Source organism: Nocardioides plantarum (genome assembly GCF_006346395.1).
GTDB classification, from domain to species: domain Bacteria; phylum Actinomycetota; class Actinomycetes; order Propionibacteriales; family Nocardioidaceae; genus Nocardioides; species Nocardioides plantarum.
The window spans coordinates 1-20195 of the sequence record NZ_VDMS01000005.1; the positions used below are offsets into that span (position 1 = coordinate 1).

At 73.9% G+C, this 20195-nt stretch carries 22 protein-coding genes; 14 read left to right on the forward strand and 8 right to left on the reverse strand.

Annotated elements, in window-relative coordinates:
* Nucleotides 1–573: 573 nt before the first annotated feature.
* Nucleotides 574–1947, reverse strand: coding sequence for a GntP family permease (locus FJQ56_RS18570; RefSeq protein WP_140011109.1), 1374 nt, complete (start codon nt 1945–1947; stop codon nt 574–576).
* A 298-nt stretch (nt 1948–2245) separates the two neighbouring features.
* Here FJQ56_RS18570 and FJQ56_RS18575 point away from each other — a divergent pair, with 298 nt between their 5' ends.
* The 10 genes from FJQ56_RS18575 (at nt 2246) to FJQ56_RS18620 (ending at nt 11600) form a co-directional block, all read left to right on the forward strand.
* On the forward strand, nt 2246–2896 hold the full coding sequence (locus tag FJQ56_RS18575) for an HAD family hydrolase (RefSeq protein WP_140011110.1): 651 nt from the start codon (nt 2246–2248) through the stop codon (nt 2894–2896).
* Between the two features lie 23 nt (nt 2897–2919).
* Entirely contained in the window at nt 2920–4134 is a 1215-nt protein-coding gene (locus FJQ56_RS18580; RefSeq protein ID WP_140011111.1) for a sedoheptulose 7-phosphate cyclase, read from the forward strand.
* Nucleotides 4131–4937: an O-methyltransferase gene (locus FJQ56_RS18585; RefSeq protein ID WP_211351207.1), complete on the forward strand. Its 807-nt coding sequence runs from the start codon at nt 4131–4133 to the stop codon at nt 4935–4937. Before FJQ56_RS18580 ends, FJQ56_RS18585 begins: the two co-directional genes overlap by 4 nt.
* Nucleotides 4934–6331 carry an ATP-grasp domain-containing protein gene (locus tag FJQ56_RS18590; RefSeq protein ID WP_211351209.1) on the forward strand — a complete coding sequence of 466 codons (1398 nt, stop codon included), beginning with the start codon at nt 4934–4936 and terminating at the stop codon, nt 6329–6331. The genes FJQ56_RS18585 and FJQ56_RS18590 overlap by 4 nt, the downstream gene beginning before the upstream one ends.
* Nucleotides 6331–7383 (forward strand): D-alanine--D-alanine ligase family protein, encoded by a 1053-nt coding sequence (locus FJQ56_RS18595; protein ID WP_140011112.1) that lies wholly within the window; start codon nt 6331–6333, stop codon nt 7381–7383. Before FJQ56_RS18590 ends, FJQ56_RS18595 begins: the two co-directional genes overlap by 1 nt.
* A 5-nt stretch (nt 7384–7388) precedes the next feature.
* On the forward strand, nt 7389–8183 hold the full coding sequence (locus FJQ56_RS18600; protein ID WP_140011113.1) for a TauD/TfdA dioxygenase family protein: 795 nt from the start codon (nt 7389–7391) through the stop codon (nt 8181–8183).
* Nucleotides 8180–9217, forward strand: coding sequence for a glycosyltransferase family protein (locus FJQ56_RS18605; RefSeq protein ID WP_140011114.1), 1038 nt, complete (start codon nt 8180–8182; stop codon nt 9215–9217). The genes FJQ56_RS18600 and FJQ56_RS18605 overlap by 4 nt, the downstream gene beginning before the upstream one ends.
* A gap of 29 nt (nt 9218–9246) precedes the next feature.
* The gene (locus FJQ56_RS18610; RefSeq protein ID WP_140011115.1) at nt 9247–10473 is read left to right on the forward strand and encodes a glycosyltransferase; all 1227 of its coding nucleotides are present in this window, start codon (nt 9247–9249) and stop codon (nt 10471–10473) included.
* On the forward strand, nt 10449–11321 hold the full coding sequence (locus FJQ56_RS18615; protein WP_140011116.1) for a WcbI family polysaccharide biosynthesis putative acetyltransferase: 873 nt from the start codon (nt 10449–10451) through the stop codon (nt 11319–11321). Before FJQ56_RS18610 ends, FJQ56_RS18615 begins: the two co-directional genes overlap by 25 nt.
* Nucleotides 11322–11393: 72 nt before the next feature.
* Nucleotides 11394–11600 carry a hypothetical protein gene (locus FJQ56_RS18620; RefSeq protein ID WP_140011117.1) on the forward strand — a complete coding sequence of 69 codons (207 nt, stop codon included), beginning with the start codon at nt 11394–11396 and terminating at the stop codon, nt 11598–11600.
* Nucleotides 11601–11689: 89 nt separating this feature from the next.
* Here FJQ56_RS18620 and FJQ56_RS18625 read toward each other — a convergent pair whose 3' ends face one another.
* Together FJQ56_RS18625 and FJQ56_RS18630 are read right to left on the reverse strand one after the other, a co-directional pair.
* Nucleotides 11690–12610 carry an SDR family NAD(P)-dependent oxidoreductase gene (locus tag FJQ56_RS18625; RefSeq protein ID WP_140011118.1) on the reverse strand — a complete coding sequence of 307 codons (921 nt, stop codon included), beginning with the start codon at nt 12608–12610 and terminating at the stop codon, nt 11690–11692.
* Between the two features lie 3 nt (nt 12611–12613).
* The gene (locus tag FJQ56_RS18630; RefSeq protein ID WP_140011119.1) at nt 12614–12817 is read right to left on the reverse strand and encodes a hypervirulence associated TUDOR domain-containing protein; all 204 of its coding nucleotides are present in this window, start codon (nt 12815–12817) and stop codon (nt 12614–12616) included.
* Nucleotides 12818–12873: 56 nt separating this feature from the next.
* On the opposite strand from FJQ56_RS18630, the gene FJQ56_RS18635 reads away from it, so the two are divergent.
* The 3 genes from FJQ56_RS18635 to FJQ56_RS18645 all read left to right on the forward strand — a co-directional run bounded on the left by FJQ56_RS18635 (nt 12874) and on the right by FJQ56_RS18645 (nt 15517).
* The gene (locus tag FJQ56_RS18635; RefSeq protein ID WP_140011120.1) at nt 12874–13725 is read left to right on the forward strand and encodes an SDR family NAD(P)-dependent oxidoreductase; all 852 of its coding nucleotides are present in this window, start codon (nt 12874–12876) and stop codon (nt 13723–13725) included.
* 239 nt (nt 13726–13964) lie between these two features.
* The gene (locus FJQ56_RS18640; RefSeq protein WP_140011121.1) at nt 13965–14489 is read left to right on the forward strand and encodes a pyridoxamine 5'-phosphate oxidase family protein; all 525 of its coding nucleotides are present in this window, start codon (nt 13965–13967) and stop codon (nt 14487–14489) included.
* Nucleotides 14486–15517 carry a YihY/virulence factor BrkB family protein gene (locus FJQ56_RS18645; RefSeq protein WP_140011122.1) on the forward strand — a complete coding sequence of 344 codons (1032 nt, stop codon included), beginning with the start codon at nt 14486–14488 and terminating at the stop codon, nt 15515–15517. Before FJQ56_RS18640 ends, FJQ56_RS18645 begins: the two co-directional genes overlap by 4 nt.
* Nucleotides 15518–15684: 167 nt before the next feature.
* Here FJQ56_RS18645 and FJQ56_RS18650 read toward each other — a convergent pair whose 3' ends face one another.
* The 5 genes from FJQ56_RS18650 to FJQ56_RS18665 are packed head-to-tail and all read right to left on the reverse strand — an operon-like array spanning nt 15685 to nt 19273.
* Nucleotides 15685–15879: a hypothetical protein gene (locus tag FJQ56_RS18650; RefSeq protein WP_140011123.1), complete on the reverse strand. Its 195-nt coding sequence runs from the start codon at nt 15877–15879 to the stop codon at nt 15685–15687.
* Between the two features lie 9 nt (nt 15880–15888).
* Nucleotides 15889–16602, reverse strand: coding sequence for a class I SAM-dependent DNA methyltransferase (locus tag FJQ56_RS22500; protein WP_211351216.1), 714 nt, complete (start codon nt 16600–16602; stop codon nt 15889–15891).
* 52 nt (nt 16603–16654) lie between these two features.
* Entirely contained in the window at nt 16655–17227 is a 573-nt protein-coding gene (locus FJQ56_RS22505; RefSeq protein ID WP_211351218.1) for a PIG-L deacetylase family protein, read from the reverse strand.
* Nucleotides 17221–18294 carry an acyl-CoA dehydrogenase family protein gene (locus tag FJQ56_RS18660; protein ID WP_140011124.1) on the reverse strand — a complete coding sequence of 358 codons (1074 nt, stop codon included), beginning with the start codon at nt 18292–18294 and terminating at the stop codon, nt 17221–17223. Before FJQ56_RS18660 ends, FJQ56_RS22505 begins: the two co-directional genes overlap by 7 nt.
* A 4-nt stretch (nt 18295–18298) precedes the next feature.
* A complete protein-coding gene (locus FJQ56_RS18665; RefSeq protein ID WP_140011125.1) occupies nt 18299–19273 on the reverse strand; it encodes an NAD-dependent epimerase/dehydratase family protein in 975 nt (324 codons plus the stop codon).
* 134 nt (nt 19274–19407) lie between these two features.
* On the opposite strand from FJQ56_RS18665, the gene FJQ56_RS18670 reads away from it, so the two are divergent.
* On the forward strand, nt 19408–20148 hold the full coding sequence (locus FJQ56_RS18670; protein ID WP_140011126.1) for a glycosyltransferase family 2 protein: 741 nt from the start codon (nt 19408–19410) through the stop codon (nt 20146–20148).
* The last annotated feature ends 47 nt before the right edge of the window (nt 20149–20195 follow it).

Below are 20195 nucleotides of genomic sequence, written 5' to 3' on the forward strand. Positions count from 1 at the left end.
ACGACGAGAACGACACGGGACGACTCCAGGCAGCAGGGACCCCGAGACGGGGGTCGGCGGGTGCTGCCCGGGGAGTGGGACCACCGGGACCTCTGCAAGAGGGACTGCTCGGGGACCGGCGAGCCCAAGGAGGCTGAGGACGAGGCACGCACCCGCCGAAGTGTCCGGGACCGAGAGGGAGCTGATCGCGTGCAGTCCAATCATAGTACAGGTGTTCGACTAAATGCACAACCTCTGACGTGGAGGTCGCCGTGGGCTCACACGATTGCTGCTGCGACCCTGACGTTCAGGACGCGCGCCTGAGTCTGCCGGTCGAGGGCCTGCGGAACCTCGTGTGTGGGGCCATCTCGGACGCGCGGTCCCAGGTGGTTGACCTGCGCAAGCCCCTCGGTCGGCAGGCCTCGATCATCGCGTGACGTCGAGCGTTCACCGCGTCGTACGAGTGCCGAGAGCCCTGACCTCCGTCACGCGCTACCCGTGCGCGGGGCGACCCGGCTCCGCAGCAGGGAACCCCGGCACGGGCAACCTCTCCTGGTCGACGACGAGCAACCATCGGAATCCGGCTCGGCGGCGTCAGGCCACCAGGGCGATCAACAGCACCGGCGGCAACGAGACCAGCGACGCGATGGCGGTCACCGTCGTCATCGACTTGAGCGCGCCCTTGGTGGTGACGCCCATCAGCGACTTGAACATCCAGAAGAAGTTGGAGTTCACCGTCAGGGAGAACATCGACCCCGAGGCGATGGCCAGGCCCACGGCGATCGGGGCGACGTCGATCGAGCCGAGCGCCGGGGCGATGATGCCGGCGGCGGTGATGGCCGCGACCGAGACCGAGCCGATGGCCAGGTGGAGCACGGCGGCGATGACCCAGGCGAGCAGGATGCTCGTGACCACGGCCGCCCCCTCGCTGGCCGAGAACAGGCCGGCCAGCGTGCCGTCGAGGCCCGTGGCCTCGATGACCGCGCCGAGCGAGCCGCCGATGCCGGTGATCAGGAGGATCTCGCCGGTGGTGTGGAAGCCCGTCTTGAGGGCCTTCTCGGTGCGCTCGAGACCGCTGGCGCCGCGGGCGAGGGCGTAGGCGCCGAGCAGGCCGACGAACAGCGCCACGTTGGCGTCGCCCACGAACGCGATGACGGAGTTGGAGAACCCCGCCACGTCGGCGACGGCGCCGAACGCGATCATCAGCAGCGGCACCAGGATCGGCAGCAGCGAGACGGGCAGGGGGACGTCGACGTCGCTCAGGTTGTCGTCCTCGTCGGGACCGGTCCCCGCGGTACCGGCCTCGAGGTCGCTCGCCGTCGCGAGCGGGTCGTCCTCGGCCTCGTCGGTCTCGGGGTTCCACCAGCCGGCGCGCAGCATCAACCCGAAGACGAACGTCGTGACCAGTGCGGTCAGGGGGCCGAGCACGATCCCGTAGAGCATCCAGGTGCCGAGCGGGACGTCGAGGAGGCCGGCGATCGAGACCGCAGCCAGCCCGGGGACCACGAAGACGTAGCCGGCGAAGATGCCGGTGCCCACGGCTCCGGCCAGGTGGGCGAGCCCGCGCGGGCCGACGTGGGGCGCGGAGGAGCGGGCGATGGGGGCCGCCAGGACGACCTGCACGTCGACGTAGATCGAGGGGAAGACGGTGGAGAGCGCCGCGGTGAGGGCGTACGGGAGCCGCTTGGCCCCCAGCGCCCGCAGCAGCACGCCCACGAGCTTGCGGAAGGTGCCGAGGGAGTGCAGCAGCGCCCCGATCAGCACACCGAACCCGATCAGCAGGCCGACCTCGGCCATGATCGACCCGAAGCCCTCGGTGATGGCCGTGATCGTGTCGGCGAGCCCGACCCCGGCCGCCAGTCCGAGGTAGAGCGAGGCGATCACCAACGAGATGACGGGGTCGACCTTGACCCAGATGATCAGACCCACCACCAGGACGATGGCGATGGCGGTGTGGACGACCTCCATGGCGGTGCTCCCTCCGTCGGGGAGCCCACCCTAGGTCGTGTCATCCGGTCCCGGGCGGCGCCCGGCCGAGCGACACCCACCGGTCACCCGTTCGGGTCGGGCTCTGGCACCACAGGGGTGAACCCCTCCGGTGGAGGGGGCTGACAGCCTTCGAGGCCACGCGTCGAGTGACCACCGGCCATCCCGCACGCGCTGCCAGGGCGAGTCCTCACGCCCGGCTCCCTGCCCCGGCAGCCCCCTGCAGCCGCGGCAGTCCCTGCACCCCATGCAGCGCGACGACGCGCGGAACGGACCACCCATGACCGCCCTCCTCTTCGGCTCGATCAGCACCCTCGCCGACACCTCCGAGATCCAGCGCGACTCGTTCAACCAGGCCTTCAAGGAGCACGGGCTCGACTGGGACTGGGACCAGCAGGAGTACGCCGGCCTGCTCGGCTCCAACGGCGGCCAGGACCGCGTCGCGGCGTACGCCGAGGCGCGCGGCGAGACCGTCGACGCCGCGGCCGTGCACGCGACCAAGTCGCGGATCTACCAGGAGACGTTGCGCTCCTCGACCATCACCGCGCGCGACGGGGTCGCCGAGACCTTCCGCGCGGCGAAGGAGCAGGGCCTCAAGGTCGGTCTGGTCACCACCACCTCCGCCGACAACCTCGCGGCGCTGAGCGACGCGCTGGGCGACACCGTGCCGTTCGACCAGTTCGACGTCGTCGTCGACCAGTCCAAGGTCGCCGCCCGCAAGCCCGACGCCGAGGCCTACACCTTCGCGCTGCAGCAGCTCGGCGAGGACGCCTCCGACGTCGTCGCGATCGAGGACAACCTCGGCGGGGTCCAGTCGGCCAAGGCGGCCGGTGTCAAGGTCGTCGCCTTCCCCAACGGCAACACGACCGGGCAGGACTTCGGTGACACCCGTCGCGTCGACAGCGTCGACCTCGCGGACCTGCGCCAGTGACGACGACCCAGACTCCGCAGTCGGTGCAGACCGCGCCCGCAGCCCGCCTGACGGCCACCGAGACGGCCTTCCACGTCGAGGCCTACGAGAAGATCGACTACACGCTCGAGTACGTCGCCGGCGTCTTCGACGACGCCAACCCCGACCTGGCGCGGGCCTTCGGGGCGCAGGGCCGGTGCCTCATGGTGATCGACGAGAACGTGCTGCGGCTGCACGGCGCGGCCGCCGAGGCCTACTTCGCGGCGTACGGCATCGAGCTCACGGTGGTGCCGGTGCGCATCGCCGAGACGGCGAAGTCCCTGCGCACGTTGGAGAGGATCGTCGACGCCTTCGCCGAGTTCGGGCTCAACCGCAAGGAGCGGGTGCTCGTCGTCGGCGGTGGCCTGACCACCGACGTGGCCGGCTTCGCGTGCGCGACGTACAAGCGGACCACCGACTACGTGCGCATCCCGACGACCCTCATCGGGCTCATCGACGCGAGCGTGTCGATCAAGGTCGGCGCCAACCACGGCAAGCACAAGAACCGCCTCGGCGCCTACCACGCCTCGAAGCAGGTCTTCCTGGACTTCTCGCTGCTGCGCACGCTGCCGATCGACCAGGTGCGCAACGGGATCGCCGAGATCATCAAGATCGCGGTGGTCTCCAACCTCGGGATCTTCGAGGCCCTCGAGAAGTACGCCGACGACCTGCTGCACACCGCGTTCGGCCACGCCGAGGGGTCCGAGCACCTGCGCGAGGTCGCCGACCGGATCACCTACGACGCGATCCACACCATGCTCGAGCTCGAGGTGCCCAACCTGCACGAGCTCGACCTCGACCGGGTCATCGCCTACGGCCACACGTGGAGCCCGACGCTCGAGCTGACCCCCGACCCGCCGCTCTTCCACGGCCACGCGATCAGTGTCGACATGGCGTTCTCCGCGACGCTCGCCGAGCACCTGGGCCACATCACGCTCGCGGAGCGCGACCGGGTGCTCGGGCTGTTCAGCGCGGTGGGTCTGGCCATCGACAGCCCCTACTTCACGCCCGAGCTGATCGAGCGGGCGACGCCGTCGATCATGCAGACGCGCGACGGGCTGCTGCGGGCCGCCGTGCCGAGGCCCATCGGCACCTGCCACTTCGTCAACGACCTCACCGTCGCCGACCTCGTGCGGGTCCTCGCCGAGCACAAGAGGGTCTGCGCGGGCTATCCGCGCGGCGGCGAGGGCGTCGACCAGTACACGGCCCGGGAGTCGTGACGGACGGGCCGACGGCGGCCCGCCCGGTCACCCCGGTCGGGATCGCCGCCGAGCTGCTCGCCTCGGTCGTGGGGCGGCTCGACGGCGGCACCGTGGACCCCGACGTGCTCGCCGACCTCGCCCGGGCGCATTCGCTCGTGGCCGGGCTCGACGACTACGTCGCACGGTGCACGTCGCCGGCCTCGCCGGCGCTGGTGGCGCTCGAGGAGCGGACCCGCGCCGAGCCGTGGGGCGACGGTCCGCTCGAGCAGGAGATGCTGTCGGGTCACGTCGAGGGCGCCTTCCTGCGGATGCTGGTGGCGGTGACCGGGGCGCGGCGGGTGCTCGAGATCGGCATGTTCACCGGCTACTCGGCCCTCGCGATGGCCGAGGCCATGCCCGACGGCTCCCGACTCGTCGCCTGCGAGGTCGACGAGCGCGCGGTCGCGATCGCGCGGGAGGCCTTCGCAGCCTCGTCACGAGGGGCGGTCGTCGACGTCCGTGTCGGGCCGGCTGCCGAGACCCTCTACCGGCTGGCCCTGGACGGCGAGAGCTTCGACCTGGTCTTCCTCGACGCCGACAAGGCCGGGTACGCCGCCTACCTCGACCGCCTGCTTGACCTCGACCTGCTGGCCCCGGACGGGGTGGTCGTCGTCGACAACACGTTGCTGCAGGGCGAGCCGTGGGCGCCGGCGTCCGGGACCCCGACGCCCCCCGGTGCCGCGATCGCCGACTTCAACGCGCGCGTCGCCGCCGACGACCGCGTCGAGCAGGTGCTGCTGCCGCTGCGCGACGGCGTGACGCTGATCCGGCGGGTCGCGTGAGCGACCAGACGTCGGCTGAGGTGCGAGGAGCCCCGGCGACGAGCCTCGAAGCCACCGCAGCGAAGGGCCGACTCGCCCTCAAGACCGTGGCGACGATCGCACTGCTCGAGGCGACGCTGCCGCTCAACCTGACGCTGGTCGGGGTGGCGGTGGTGCGACGTGGTCTCGGGGCTCGCCCGCTCGCACCTCGACCGACGTCGGCATCGACGTCGACGTCGGCGCGGCAGACGGTGCTGATCAGCGGCGGCAAGATGACCAAGGCACTGGTGCTGGCCCGGCTGTTCCACGCCGCCGGGCACCGCGTGGTGCTGGTCGAGACCGCGCGCTACCGGCTCACCGGGCACCGCTTCTCGAACGCCGTCGACGCGTTCCACGTCGTGCCCGACCCGACATCGCCGGACTACGCCGACGCCCTGCTGCGGATCGTCGAGGACGAGGGCGTCGACGTGTGGGTGCCCGTATCCAGCCCGGCATCGAGCCTGCCGGAGGCGCAGGCCGCCGAGCGGCTCGAGGAGCACTGCGAGGTCGTCCACCTCGACACCGACACCCTGCGCCGCGTCGACGACAAGCACGCCTTCGCCGAGATGGCCGCCGCCATCGACCTCCCGGTCCCGGCCACCCACCGGATCACCGATCCCCAGCAGGTGCTGGACTTCGACTTCGCGAGCCACCCGGGTCCGTGGGTCCTCAAGAGCATCCCCTACGACCCCGTGCGCCGCCTCGACCTCACGCCGCTGCCTCGCCCCACGCCCGCCGAGACCGCCGCGTTCGTCGCCGACCTGCCCATCTCGCCCGAGCAGCCCTGGATCCTGCAGGAGCTGCTCGTCGGCACCGAGTGGTGCACCCACGGCACCGCCCGCGCCGGCCGCGTGCAGGTATGGGCGTGCTGCCGCTCCTCGGCCTGGCAGCTGACCTACGAGCAGGTCGAGCACCCCGCGATCCGCGCCTGGGTGGAAGCCTTCGTGGCGGCGTACGACCTGACCGGGCAGGTGTCGTTCGACTTCATGGAGGACGCCGACGGCGTCGTGCGCGCCATCGAGTGCAACCCGCGCACGCACTCGGCGATCACCCTGCTGGCCGGGCGTCCCGAGGTCGCGGCGGCCTACCTCGACGACGACGCGGAGCCGGTCGCGCCACCGGTCGGCGGGAGGCCGACGTACTGGCTGCACCACGAGCTCTGGCAGGCGCTGCGCCACCCGGCCACCGCCCCTGGGCGGCTGCGGACGATCGCCCGCGGCACCGAGGCCGTCCTCGACGGCCGCGACCCGCTGCCGTTCCTGGCCCTGCACCACCTGCACCTGCCGTCGCTGCTCTGGCAGAACCTCCGGACCGGCCGGCCGTGGACGAAGGTCGACGTCAACATCGGCAAGCTCGTCGAGCCGGGCGGCGACTGATGACCCGCTACCTCCACCTCACCGGCTCGGCCGTCGACCCGCTGCTCGACGACGTCTCGCGGCTCTACGCCCGGGGCTGCCTCGCGGCGGTCCGGGCCGCCGGTGGCCGTGACGAGCACGTCGTCGCCCACGTGTCGCCCGGCGGCGCCTGGCGCTTCCCCGCCGACCTCGACGACGCGAGCCTCGCGGCCGCGCCGACCCTCACGCTGGCCGAGGCGGTCACCCACCTGGCCGCGCTCGAGGTCGACGTCGCCCTGCCGCAGATGTTCTGCCGGCCGGGGATGACGGCGTACCGCGCGCTGCTCGACCTGCTCGAGATCCCCTACGTCGGCAACCGGCCCGAGGTGATGGCGCTCGGTGCCGACAAGCCACGGGCCTCGGCGGTGGTCGCCGCCGCGGGCGTTGTCGTGCCCGCCTCGCAGGTGGTGCGTCCCGGGGACCCGTTGCGTCTCGACCTCCCGGTGGTCGTCAAGCCGGCCGACGCCGACAACTCGCTCGGCGTCACGCTGGTGCGCGAGCCCTCGTCGTACGACGCCGCCGTGCGCTCGGCCGCCGAGCACAGCGACCGCGTCCTGGTCGAGACCTACGTCGAGCTCGGCCGCGAGGTGCGCTGTGCCGTCGTCGAGCAGGGCGGCGAGGGCGACGAGGGGCTGGTCTGCCTGCCCCTCGAGGAGTACGTCGTCGACGCCACCACCAAGCCGGTGCGCGACCACGCCGACAAGCTGGCCCGCGACGACGGCGGCGAGCTCGGCCTGGTCGCCAAGGACGCCGCGCACGCCTGGATCGTCGACCCGACCGACCCGGTCACCGGGCCCGTGCAGCGAGCGGCGAGGCTGGCCTACGAGGCGCTCGGCTGCCGGCACCACGGGCTGTTCGACTTCCGGGTCGACCCAGCGGGCACGCCGTACTTCCTCGAGGCCTCCCTCTACTGCTCGTTCGCCCCGACCTCGGTGGTCGTGGTGATGGCCGAGGCCGCGGGGATCCCGCTGCCCGACCTGCTCCGTTCGTCCGTGTCCCGAGTCCTCGTCCCCGCCCACGTCCCCGAGAGGTGACCTCCGTGCAGATCCCCGAGCTGACCGTCCTCGACCCGGTCGGCGTCCGCGTCGGCGGCGTCCAGGTCGCCGACGACCCGACCGCGCTGGTGCCGGTGCTGCGCGAGCTCCTCGCCGAGCACGGCGTCGCGGTGCTGCCCGGCCAGGTGCTCGACGACGACCGGTTCCTGGCGTTCCTCCAAGGGTTCGGCGAGCTGACCTTCACCGCCGGCGAGACGCCGCTGGCGGGCTACCCCGACCTCAACGTGATCAGCAACGTCGGTCGCTGGGACTCCGAGGCGCCGCCCCGGAGCTCCTTCCACGTCGACACCAGCTACGTCAGCCGACCGCCGGCCTACACGGCGCTGCGCGCGGTGACCGTGCCCGAGCACGGCGGCGCGACCCAGTTCACCAACCAGTACCGCGCCGCCGAGACCCTGCCCGACGACCTGCGTCGCCGGGTCGAGGGCCGGACGATCACGCACGTCGTGACCGGCGTCGACCTCGACGCCGTGGGCGACGGCGAGACCTCGGCCGCCCACCCGATCCTGCGCCGTCACCCGGTCACCGGTCGCGAGTCGCTCTACCTGACGACGCCCGCGCGCTGCGCGTCGGTCAGTGGCCTCGACCAGGCCGCGTCCGACGAGCTCGTGCAGCTGTTGCTCGAGCACTCCACGCGTCCGGACAACACCCTCGACCACGCCTGGGCGCACGAGGACCTCGTGGTGTGGGACAACGCGTGCGTCCTGCACCGCGCCGACCACACCGGCGTCGTGGGCGACCGGGTCATGCACCGCGGCATGGTGGCGTCGTACGGGTGAGCCAGGCACTCGAGCGTCGTCTCGACGCACTCACCCACGTCGTCACGGCCCGGACCGACCCGGCCCCGTCGCACCTGGTCCTGGGCGACCCCCACCACGGCGTCTCCCGGTACGCCGCCCAGCTCGCCGACGCGTGCGGGGCGACGGTCGTCCGCGACCTGCCGACCGCGGCCGGGACGGGGGGCCCCGTCCACCTCCACGTCACCGACCGGCTGCTGTCCACGGACCCGGGCCTCGCCGCCGACGAGGTCGAGCGGCTCGCGCAGGCCGTGCCGCTGACGCTGACCCTGCACGACGTGCCGCAGCCCACGGACGGGCCGTCGTTCCCCGCCCGCGCGGCGGCGTACGCCCGGATGGTGCGCGCGGCGCGCGGCTGGGCGACCAGCTCGGAGCACGAGCGCGCCCTGGTCGAGCGCTGGTGCGAGCCGACCGCGTCCGGCGAGGTCATCCCGTTGCCGGTGATGCGCACGCCCGGAGCGACCGGGCCGCAGCCCGACCAGGCGCCGGTGCTGGGCATCTTCGGCTTCGTCTACCCGGGCAAGGGACACCGTCAGGTGCTGCGGACCGCTGGCGCCCTGCGTCGGGCCGGCACCCCGGCACGGATGCTCGTCGTGGGGGGAGCGGCGCGCGGCCACGAGGACGAGGTCGACGAGCTGCTGCGGCTGGGCGAGGCGCGCGGGGTGCCCGTCGAGGTCACCGGCCACCTGCCCGACCACCGGGTCGCCGACGTGCTGCGCAGCGTCGCGGTGCCGATCGTGGCGCACCGCAACGTCTCGGCCTCCGGGAGCCTCAACTCCTGGCTCGCGGCCGGGCGCCGCCCGCTGGTGCGCGACGGCGTCTACGCCCGGGAGATGGCGGCGCTGCGCGAGGGGAGCATCACGCTCTTCGCCGACGACACGCTCGTGGACCTGGTCGCCGACGCCCTGGAGCGTCCGGGGACGACCTGGACCGACCCCGCGGTCGACCTGCGGCCCCACCTCGACGACGTCGCGAGCAGCTACCTCGCCTGGTGGCGTACGACGTGGGACCGGTGACGGATCGAGGCGGGGCCGATGATGGGCCGATGACGCCCCCCTTCGGCAGCACGGTCCCCGGCAACCGCTGGGACCTCGCCGAGGCGCTCACCCCCGAGCCCGACCTGCGGGTCTCGGTGGTGGTCAGCCACTACGAGCAGCCGCGCGAGCTCGCCCGGACCCTCGCCGCGCTCGCGCACCAGACGCGGGTGCCGGACGAGATCGTGGTGACCGACGACGGCTCGGCCGTCGCGCCGACGGTGCCCGACGGCGTCCGGCTGGTGCGTCAGGAGGACCACGGGTTCCGCGTCGCGGCGGCCCGCAACCACGGGGTCGAGGCGACGACGGGCGACCTGCTCGTGCTGCTGGACGCCGACACCGCCCCGGAGCCGGACTGCGTCGCGGCCCTGGTCGACCTGCCGTCGCGGCTGCCGGAGTGCCTGGTCGTCGGACGGCGCCGCTACGCGTCGTACGACGAGGGCGGCGGCTCGCGCCGGGAGCTGCCCGAGCCGGCCTGGCTGGCCGACGCCTACGTCGCCAGCCGCGACCTGCTCGACGCCGACGAGACCAGCCACCGCTTCGTGATCGGTGCGGTGCTCGCGTGCTCACGCTGGTGGTGGGACGAGGTGGCCGGCTTCGACGAGTCGTTCAGCTCCTACGGCGGCGAGGACTGGGACCTCGCGCACCGGTCCTGGGTGCGCGGCGGGCTGCTGGCGCACCGGCCGGACGCGGTCGCCTGGCACGACGGCCCCGACGCCGGCCCGCGCGGCGACGCCGGCTCGCTCGTCGAGTCCGTCGCCGTGGCCGACCGCGTCGCGGCCCCCGGGACCGGGTGGCGCGGGCTGCTGCGCGGCCCGGCCGACGTCGTCGTGGCGTGCGCCCCGGTGATGACTCCGACCGAGCTGCTGGTCACCGTCGACAGCCTCTGGTCGTCCGTGCCGACGGCGCGGGTGCAGCTGTCGGCCGAGCACCGGCGCCTGGTGGGCGAGGACCCGCGGCTCGTCGACGTCGTCGGCGACGACGTACGGCTGCTGCTCGACCTGCGCCACGGGGCGATGGGCGACTGGGTCTCGGCCCTCCGGGGGCTCGACGGCCCCGACGGGTACGCCGCCCGGGACGTCGGGGTCGGCACGCTCACCGACCTGCGGCTGCGGCGCCGGGCCGAGCGCTGGGGCCGTGCCGCGCTGGCCCCCCTCCATCCCGAGGTCGACCGGTCGCTCACCCCGTGGGCGCCGCGGCACACGCTCGAGGCATGGGTCGGCGGGTGGGCGCGGTGACCGGCTCGGGCCAGGCCACGCTCGTGGTGATCGGCAACTGCCAGGCGGAGTCGCTGCGGCTGCTGCTCGACGCCGACGACGTCGTCACCCACCGGCTGCCGGCGGTGCACGAGCTGACCGCGGCCGACGTCGTCCCGCTGCAGCGGCTGCTGGCCCGCACGGACCTGTTCGTGGGCCAGCCGGTCGGCGACGACTACCGCGGCCTGCCCGTCGGCACCGCACAGCTCGTCGCCTGCCTGCCACCCGGCGCCCGCACCGCGCTGGTCCCGACCGTGCGCTACGCCGGTCTGCACCCCTATCACCTGCTGGTGCACCCACCCGGGCTCGAGAAGCCCGATCCGCCGGCGGTGCCCTACCACGACGTGCGCACCGTCCTGGCCGCTGCGGGGCGCTCCGCCCTGCCCCCGTTGACGATCGAGGCCGTCCAGGCCGTCGCCGACGCGTCGGTGGCCGAGCTCGACCGCCGCGAGCGGCAGCACGACACCGTCCGGGTCAGCGACCTGCTCGCCCGCCCGGTCGCCGGCTCCATGCGCACCATCAACCACCCCGGCAACGCCGTCCTCGAGCCGCTCGCCGCGCGTCTGCGCGCCGCCCTCGGCCTCGACCCGCGCCCGCCCGGCGTACGACGGGAGTTGTTGATGTCGATCCACGCGCCGCTGCTGCGCGAGGTGGTCGCCGCGCACGGCCTCGACGTCGACCCGACTGCCGACTGGACGGTCGAGGGCGAGGCCGTCCCGGTGGAGACGGTCACGGCCGCCCACCTCGCCTGGTACGCCGCCCGCCCCGAGATGCTTGCCGCGGCCCTGGAGCGGGCCGAGCCGATCGCGGCGCTGCTGCGCGGCGCCTGAGCCACCTCCCGAGGCGAGGTGTTAGATCGTCACGGCCCGCCACCGCGGCGGTCCGGACGAAGGGGGAACCACATGGCTGGCATCGAGGACAAGCTCGACAAGGCGTACGAGACCAAGCCGCTGACCGAGCTGGCGAGCGCGCCGGTGGCCGCGCTGCAGGGCATCAGCGACGCCAAGGCGGAGCTGCTGACGCAGGCGCTCGGCATCAAGACCATCGGCGACCTCGGCACCAACAAGTACTTCCTGTGGGCGCAGGCGATCGCCAAGCTCGCCGAGTAGCACGGCACCACCACCCCTCCGGGGGCTCGCTCTCGGGGTGAGCCTCCGGAGGTCGTCGGCGTGGCACCGTCGGCGACCTGATGCCAGCCCTACCCGCGCCACCTCGCCCGGCCGGTCAGTCGGTCGCGCAGCCGTCCACCGGGCGTCCAGCCGCCGCGCACCCCCTCCTCGTGGGGGACCGGCGCGAAGACGTTGCCCGCGTCGTCGGCGGACTCGGGTCCGCGCAGGACCACCTGGTCGACGAGCGTCGAGGCGACCCGGTCGTAGATCGCCGGGACCAGCCGGAAGCCAGCGACCGCGGGCCAGTTGGCCGGACCGACGTGGTCGCGGCGTCGCGGCCGGTCGAGGCGGCGTACGCACGCGGCGGCGACGGCCTCGGGCGTGACGACCGGCGGCGGCGCGGAGCCCAGGCGGCCGGCGTACGTGGCGGCCTGGCGGTAGATCGGGGTGTCGACGGCGCCGGGGAGCACCAGGCTCACGCCGATGCCGCGTTCGTTGGCGATCTCGGCCTGCAGCGCGTGCACGAGGCCGAGCTGACCCCACTTGGCGGCGCAGTAGCCGCCCATCGAGGGCACCGCCACCTCGGCCAGCAGCGAGCTCACCACGACGAGGTTGCCGCCGCCCGCCTCGCGGAAGCGGGGCAGCACGGCGCGGGCCACGTGGTGGGTGCCGCCGACGGCGACGTCGACCAGCTCGTGCAGCACCTCGGGGGGCAGGTCCTCGACCCGGCCGTAGGCCATGGTCTGCGCGGTGGTCACCGCCCCGTCGAGCCGCCCGTACGCCGTCACGGCCGCCGCCGCGGCCCGCTCGACGGACGCGGCGTCGGTGACGTCACCGGCGACCACCATGGCCGGACCGGGGAGCCGATCGGCGACGTACTGCAGGCGGGCCTGGTCGCGGGCCATCAGCACGAGCTGGTCGCCCCGCTCGCTGAGCGCACGGGCCACGCACAGGCCGATGCCGCTGCTGGCACCGACGACGAGGACGGAGCGGGGGCCGGATCGCGTCACGACTCAGCCCTTCTCGAGCGAGGACTCCTTGTGGGCCGCCGTCGCTCCCGTCTTGTCGGACTCGACGATCCAGTACGGGTCGTCGTCGCTGGCCTTGAACGTCTGGCCGTCGTGCTGGAACTCCGTCGTCCTCTTCTCCACCGCCCTGCCCACCGTCTTCCCCTGAGAGGTGTTCCAGTGGACCTTGTCACCCTTGCTGAGACTCATGATCGCGACGCTAGTGCCGCGGCCCCGGTGCCCGTCTCCACCCGCAGGGGGTCGTCGTGCTGACGCGGCTGCTCCGCCTCCTGCCGGGCGCCACCCCCACCGAGCAGGTCGTCGTGGTCACCGGTGCCTCCAGCGGCATCGGTGAGGCGACCGCCCTGCGCGCCGCCGGCGACGGCCACCACGTCGTGCTCGTCGCCCGTCGCGCCGAGGTGCTCGAGGAGGTCGCCGTGCGGTGCCGCGAGGCCGGCGCCGCCTCGGCCGAGGTGGCCGCCGTCGACGTCGCGGACGACGACGCGGTGGCCGCGATGGTCGCGCGGGTCAGGGAGCGGCACGGGCGGATCGACGCGGTCCTGCACTGCGCCGGCGTCGTCAGCTACGGGCGCGTCGAGGACACCACGGCCGACGACTTCGCCCAGGTCGTCTCCACCAACCTGCTCGGTACGGCGTCCGTGGCCCGGCACGTCGTGCCCGTGTTCCGCGAGCAGGAGCGCGGTGACCTGATCATCGTGGGCTCGCTCCTCGGCCACATCGCCGTGCCGGAGATGACGCCGTACGTCGTCAGCAAGTGGGGCGTGCGGGCGCTCGCCCGCCAGCTGGTCATCGAGAACGTCGACAAGCCGCACGTCCACATCACCCACGTCGCGCCCGGCAGCGTCGACACCCCCATCTACGACAGCGCCCTCGACGACGCCGGTGGGGTCAACGCCCCGCCGCCGCCGACGATCAGCCCCGAGCGGGTCGCGCGCGTCGTGCTCGACCAGCTCGGCGGCCGCGGGCTGCGCTCGGGCGAGGTGCAGACGGCCTACCTCAACTACGGGGTGATGGCGGCCTTCAAGCTGGCGCCGCGCAGCTACGACCACCTGATCGGGCCGCTGTTCGACGTGGTGTCCCGCAAGCGCGGCGCGTAGGCGCTCAATCACACCTGCGGGTGGGGGCACGGTGCCGCCACCGCCGTTAACGTCATAGGTGTCGTCGTACCCCACGGGCTCACGCAGCTCCCGGATCGTGCGCGGCATCCGATCCCAGGTAGTCGTCACCGGCTCCCGGGGTTCGTCTGAGGCTCCTCCGCCGCTCCCCGGCCGGTGGGGCCTCAGTCGTTTTTCACCCCTGTCCTGATGACTTTCCGGCTCTACGCAAGGAGATACCCATGTCCGACGCCACTACCGACGCCACTACCGACGCCACGCCCGGGGGCACCCAGAAGGTCGCCGAGCTCGTCGACCAGGCCCGCATCTGCATGCTCACCACGATGACCGCCGACGGCGCCCACGTGAGCCGGCCGATGGCGCTGCAGGACGTCGAGTTCGCCGGCGACCTGTGGTTCTTCGCGATGGACGACTCCGCCAAGGCGGCCGAGATCACGGCGCACCCGCAGGTCAACGTCGCCTTCAGCGACGACAAGCACCAGGCCTGGACCTCGGTCTCCGGCACCGCGACGCTGGTGCACGACCGCACCAAGATGGAGGAGCTGTGGGCCCCGCCGCTGAAGGTGTGGTTCGCCGACGGCATCGACACCCCCGGCATCACCCTGATCAAGGTGCACGCCGAGACCGCCGAGTGGTGGGAGGCCAGCAGCTCGCGGGTCAAGCGGCTCATCGGAGCGGTGACCGCGGCGGTCACCGGCGACCCCGACAAGTTCCCGGCCGACAACCGGACCGAGACGCTGGCGTGAGCACGCGCGTGGGCGAGGCGGACGTCGACGAGGACGAGCGGGAGCCCGACTCACCCACCGACCTCACGCGCCGCTCGAAGAAGTTCGTCCTGAGGAAGACCCTGTCGGAGTTCAGCGACGACCAGTGCACCGACCTGGCCGCCGCGCTGACCTACTACGCCGTGCTGGCGCTGTTCCCCGCCGCGATCGCGCTGACGTCGATCCTCGGTCTGGTCGGCCAGGGCACCTCGGCCGTCGACGAGGTGCTCGAGATCCTGGGCCAGGTCGGCGCCGGCGGCGTCGCGGACTCCATCGGCCCGACGCTGCGCGAGCTCAGTGGCTCGCAGGGTGCGGGCCTGGCGTTCGTGGTCGGCCTGGCCGGCGCGCTCTGGTCGGCCAGCGGGTACGTCGGGGCCTTCGGTCGCGCGATGAACCGCATCTACGAGAAGGGCGAGGGGCGGCCGGTCTGGAAGCTGCGGCCCGCGATGCTGCTGCTCACCGCCGTGCTCGTCGTGCTGGTGGCCGTGGTCCTGGCGGCCCTGGTGCTGACCGGCCCGGCGGCCCAGGCCGTCGGTGACTCGATCGGCCTCGGCGACACCGCCGTCCTGGTCTGGAACATCGCCAAGTGGCCGGTCCTGCTGGTGATCGTCGCCCTCATCGTGGCGCTGCTCTACTACTTCACCCCCAACGTGAAGCCCACGTCGTTCCGCTGGATCAGCGTCGGCGCGGTCCTCGCCATCGGCGTGTGGGTGCTGGCCAGCGTCGCGTTCGGCTTCTACGTGGCCAACTTCTCCTCCTACGACAAGACGTACGGCGCCCTCGCCGGCGTCGTCGTGTTCCTGCTCTGGCTCTGGATCACCAACATCGCGCTGCTGCTGGGCGGTGAGCTCGACGCCGAGCTCGAGCGCGGACGCGAGCTGCAGCGCGGCGAGCCGGCCGAGGACGACATCCTGCTGCCGCCGCGCGACACCCGGCAGCTGGACAAGAAGGCGAAGAAGGAGCGCAAGCAGGCCGTCGAGGCCGACGCGATCCGCCGCGGCGAGCACTGACCCCCCTGGTCGGCCGGCCCGACCGCGTGGGGTCTGCCGGCGTCGTACGACCGCTCCGACTCCGGGGCCGGCTCATCCGGTTCTGGGGTGTTGCAACGGGCCCGGAGTGCAGGAATCCCCGGGTACCCGGGGATCCATGCCACCGGCCACCCACCCCAGAAAAAGCCCTACGCCGAGCCGCCCCCAGCACGACTCGGGCAGTCCGGGTTGGTGCAGACGCGCTCGTCGACGGTGGGGTCGCCGCTGCCGACGACGCCGTCGGCCGGGCCGACGGGGGTGTCGAGGTCGGGCTCGTCGACCTCGCGGGGGCGCAGCTCCACGGGGGAGTCGCAGACCGTGCAGGGTTTGGTGTCGGCGTACATCTCAGGTCCTCATTCGTGGGGGTCGGGGAGCAGGCCGGGGTCGGCCAGCACCAGCAGCTCGACGTCGCGGTCGGCGTACTCGGCGACGACGGGTGGGAGGCCCGCCGAGCGCAGCGTCGCATGGACCGTGGCGCCGTCGAGCGGCCAGCCGACGACCGGGTGGCGCCAGTGGCACAGCACGACCACGCCGTCGGGGGTCAGCGTCGACAGGATCCGGGTGGCGAGGCCCTCGAGCGCGAGGGGACTGAGGAAGTAGCCGACCTCGCTCACGACGACCAGGTCGGCCTCGCCCTCGGGCCACTCGTCCGGCACCGCGGCGAGGCGTACGTCGGCCCGCGGCAGGCGCTCGCGGGCCGCCGCCACCGCGGTGGGGCTGGCGTCGAGGGCGACGAGGTCGTCGCTCCGCTCGGCGAGGACGGCGGCGAGCGCGCCGGTCGAGGAGCCCACCTCGATCGTCCGCCGGAACCGCTCGCGGGGCAGCATCGCCAGCAGCAGGTCGCGCTTGCGCCGCTCGTACCACCGCCGGTCGACGCCCCACGGGTCGGCCGCGGCCTCGTGCAGCTGGTCGAGGGCGCCGTCGGACGCGGCGCCCTCCCAGAAGATCTCGTACGGCGCCGCGAAGTGCTCCAGGAAGGCCGGCGACAGCAGCGTCTCGTCGCCGGGCGCGGGCGACAGGGGAGCCACCTGCGAGCGGTGCGTCGCGATGGCGGCCTGCTTGGTCACGGACGTGGCGCGGTCGAGGCCGAGCCGGACCGCCGAGCTCCACGGCGCGGCATCAGGTGTGCCCCAGTGCCAGAACCAGACCGGGTACTCCAGCAGCCGGGCGCCGGTTGCGCGCCGCCGCGGTGGCCGCGGCGCGGCCGACCGCCTCGTGGTCGGGATGGCCGTCGCCGCGCCACGGTGCCACGAGCAGCGTGTGCCGCCCGTCGCCGACGAGGTCGACGACGCGGGCGACCAGGTCGGCCTCATGGTCGCTCACGCCGCCGTCGGCCAGGCCGAGCTGCTCGGCCCGGGTGCCGGGCGAGAGCACGTCGAGCGCGTCCTCGAGCTCGCGCTCGCGCAGCGCGCCGAGCTGCTCCGGGCTATGGGTCGGGGAGCGCGGGTGGCAGCGCTCGCCGCGGGTCGCCACGACGACCGCGACCTCGAGCCCGGCCAGGTGGGCGCGGGCGACCAGCCCCCCGGCGCCGAGCGTCTCGTCGTCCGGGTGGGCCGCCAGGACCACGACGCGGGTCGTCGGCGCGGCCACCTCGAGCACGGGCAGGTCGAGCACGGGCAGGTCGAGGCCGAGCAGCGCGTGGCGCCAGGTCTCGGCCGGGGTGCCGGCCTCGTCGTGGGCGAAGCTCACCACGGCAGGACCCCGGTCCCGTCGCCCAGGGCCTGCACCACCAGGCGGCCCGAGGCCGCGGCGTCGCGCGTGGCGTGGTGCTGACGCAGGTAGAGGGTGAGGTCGGCGACGCGGGCGGCGTGGTCGCTCTCCTGGCTCAACGGAGCGGGTCCCAGCGCGTGGCCGACCTCGGTGAGCACGGTCTCCGCGGCCGCGGCGACCACGTTGCGCACCCGCCCGGCCAGCAGCGCGGCCGCCGCGCCGGTGACGTCGCCGGCGTCCACGACGGCCGCCGCCTCGCGCAGCACGGCGCGGGCCGAGGTGAGGGCGGTGTCGACGACGCCGAGGTGCATCAGGCCGACCTGGTCGGGCTCGCGCCGCTGCGCGGCGCCGAGCAGGCGGCGGGCGACGCCGACGGCACCGCCGTACCAGACCGCGGCCACGCCGATGCCGCCCCAGGCGAAGCCGGGCCGCTCGAGGTACCACCCCGGGCCGCCCACCGCCCGGGCCGGCACGTCGTCGACGAGCAGGGCGGTCGAGGTGATCGCCGTCAGCCCACGGGGGGCCCAGACGCCGTCCTCGACCACGATCCCGGGGGCCCGCAGGTCGACCGCGAACAGGCCGCGACGGGTGGGCTCGACCCATGCCGTCACCAGCGCGTGGGAGACGACCCCGGCCAGGGAGCACCACGGCTTGCGTCCCGAGAGCACCCAGCCCCCGTCGGTCGAGTGGGTCGCGCCGACCGCCTCGAGCCGCGGTGGCGGCCCCTCGGCGGCGTAGACGCCCCACGTGCTGCCCGTCGGGGTCGGGTCGCCGTGCTCGTGCAGGATCGCGATCGCGTCGAGGTGCGGCTCGACGGCCCGGGCCACGGTGAGGTCCTGCGCCGCGACGGAGGCCAGCACCTCCCAGCGCAGCAGGGTCCGACCCGATCCGGGGTCGGGCACCCAGGCGCCGAGCTCGGCCCCCCACGCGACCGCGGCGCGGACGTCGGCCCCGATCAGGTCGTGGGCCGCGGCGGCGACACCGGGAAGCCGGTCCGACGCAGGGCGCCCGGACGAGAGGAGCACGGGGGCAGCCACGGGGTCGGCCACGGGCTCAGGCCGGGTCGGTGGCCGCGGCGGCCTGCACGTCGCCGCGCTCGGAGGTGCCGGGGGCGCCGTGGTCGTCGAGGGAGCGCCGCAGCGCCTCGGCCACGCCGGTGTAGCGGTAGCCGTCCTCGAGCAGGTCGCGGCGTACGTCGTCCTCGCCGCAGACCATGTCGTGGCGCAGGCTCTCGACGAGCGACGACACCTCGCTGACCGGCAGTCGGCTGATCCAGGCGCACGCCCGGCCGACGACCCACCGCGGGATGCCGGGGACCAGCACGCGCCGTCGCCACAGACCGGCGACACCGGCGAAGGTGCCCAGCAGCTGCGGGTAGGTGAGGACCTCGTCGCCACCGACGTCGTAGTGCCGGTTGAGCTCGGGCGCCCCGAGGGCGCGGACGACGAGGTGGACGACGTCCTCGATGGCGATCGGCTGGATCGAGCTGCGCATCCAGCGCGGCACCGGGGTGAGCAGCGGGACGCGCTCGCTGAGCCGGCGGAGGAGCTCGTACGACGTCGACCCGGCGCCGATCACCATGGAGGCGCGCAGCACGATCGCGGGCACGTCGCCGTCGAGGAAGATCTGCTCGACCTCGAGGCGCGAGCGCAGGTGGTCGGAGAGCTCGCCCTCGGGCACGAGCCCGGACAGGTAGACGATCTGCGAGACGCCGGCGTCGGCGCAGGCCGACGCCATCCGCTGGGCGGCCTCGCGGTCCTGCTGCACGAAGTCGTCGGACTCCATCGAGTGCACGAGGTAGACGACCGTGTCGATCCCCTCGACGGCGCGGCGGACCAGCTCGTCGTCGTCGATGTCGAGCTCGCGCGTCTCGACCTCGTCGTCCCACGGGTAGTCCTCGGTGCCGGACTCGCTGCGGCTGGCCGCGAAGACGCGGTGACCGGCCTCGACGAGCTCGGGGACGAGCCGGGAGCCGACGTAGCCCGTCGCTCCGGTGACCAGGACGCGCTTGCTGTCGTGCTCGTCCATGGAACTCCTCAGGTCGCTCGGACTGTCAACGTAGAGCGTCCGCGCCCGGACCCCGCCCTTCCCCACCCCGCGAGGTGGGGCTGGGCCGGGTGGCCCCGGGTCGCGGCCCCGGGCCGTGGCACTAGGTTGCGGCCATGCCCGACGCCGTCACGGTGGTCCACGTGGTGGTCCCGGCCCGCGACGAGGCAGCGCTGCTGCCCGGCTGCCTGCGGTCCGTGGCCCGCGCGCTGGAGCACGGACGCCGGGTCCGTCCCGACGTGACAGCGCGGCTGACCGTGGTGCTCGACGCGTGCGTCGACGAGAGCGCCACCGTGTGCCGCGAGCACGGCGTGGACGCCCTGGAGGTGAGCGCGGGCAACGTGGGGGTGGCCCGGGCGGCGGGCGTCGCGCACGCCGCCGCGCTCGCCGCGGCCCACGGCGTGACCGCCGAGCAGACCTGGATCCTGTGCACCGACGCCGACTCGCTGGTCCCGGTCGACTGGGTCACCGACCAGCTCGAGGTCGCCGAGGGGGGCAGCGAGGGGGGCAGCGAGGGGGGCAGCGAGGGGGAGGGGGCCGACGTCGTCCTCGGCCGCGTCGAGCCCGACGACACCGCGCCGCCCGAGGTCGTCGCCCGGTGGCACGTGCTGCACGACGACGGCCGGGTGGGGGTGCACGGCGCCCACCTCGGCTTCCGGCTGTCGGCGTACGACGCCGTGGGCGGGCTGGCTCCGCTCGCCGAGCGTGAGGACCTCGACCTGGTCAGGCGGTTGCTCGCCGCCGGGGCCCGGTACGGCGCCGCGCGGGCGCCCGTGACCACCTCGTCGCGCCTCGACGGACGCACGCCGGGCGGGTTCGCGGCGTTCCTCACCGGCCTCGATCACCCCCTGGGGTAGGCCCCGTCACCCACGTGGATGTGGGTCCGGGACGCCCGGAGTCCCTA

Bases quoted from the DNA above. Each gene is read 5' to 3' on its own strand.
- FJQ56_RS18650 (WP_140011123.1), bottom strand. From the start codon at position 15,879: ATGTACGCCGACACCAAACCCTGCACGGTCTGCGACTCCCCCGTGGAG.
- FJQ56_RS18665 (WP_140011125.1), bottom strand. From the start codon at position 19,273: ATGGACGAGCACGACAGCAAGCGCGTCCTGGTCACCGGAGCGACGGGC.
- FJQ56_RS18610 (WP_140011115.1), top strand. From the start codon at position 9,247: ATGACGCCCCCCTTCGGCAGCACGGTCCCCGGCAACCGCTGGGACCTC.
- FJQ56_RS18640 (WP_140011121.1), top strand. From the start codon at position 13,965: ATGTCCGACGCCACTACCGACGCCACTACCGACGCCACGCCCGGGGGC.
- FJQ56_RS18595 (WP_140011112.1), top strand. From the start codon at position 6,331: ATGACCCGCTACCTCCACCTCACCGGCTCGGCCGTCGACCCGCTGCTC.
- FJQ56_RS18630 (WP_140011119.1), bottom strand. From the start codon at position 12,817: ATGAGTCTCAGCAAGGGTGACAAGGTCCACTGGAACACCTCTCAGGGG.
- FJQ56_RS18670 (WP_140011126.1), top strand. From the start codon at position 19,408: ATGCCCGACGCCGTCACGGTGGTCCACGTGGTGGTCCCGGCCCGCGAC.
- FJQ56_RS18570 (WP_140011109.1), bottom strand. From the start codon at position 1,947: ATGGAGGTCGTCCACACCGCCATCGCCATCGTCCTGGTGGTGGGTCTG.
- FJQ56_RS18575 (WP_140011110.1), top strand. From the start codon at position 2,246: ATGACCGCCCTCCTCTTCGGCTCGATCAGCACCCTCGCCGACACCTCC.
- FJQ56_RS18615 (WP_140011116.1), top strand. From the start codon at position 10,449: ATGGGTCGGCGGGTGGGCGCGGTGACCGGCTCGGGCCAGGCCACGCTC.
- FJQ56_RS18620 (WP_140011117.1), top strand. From the start codon at position 11,394: ATGGCTGGCATCGAGGACAAGCTCGACAAGGCGTACGAGACCAAGCCG.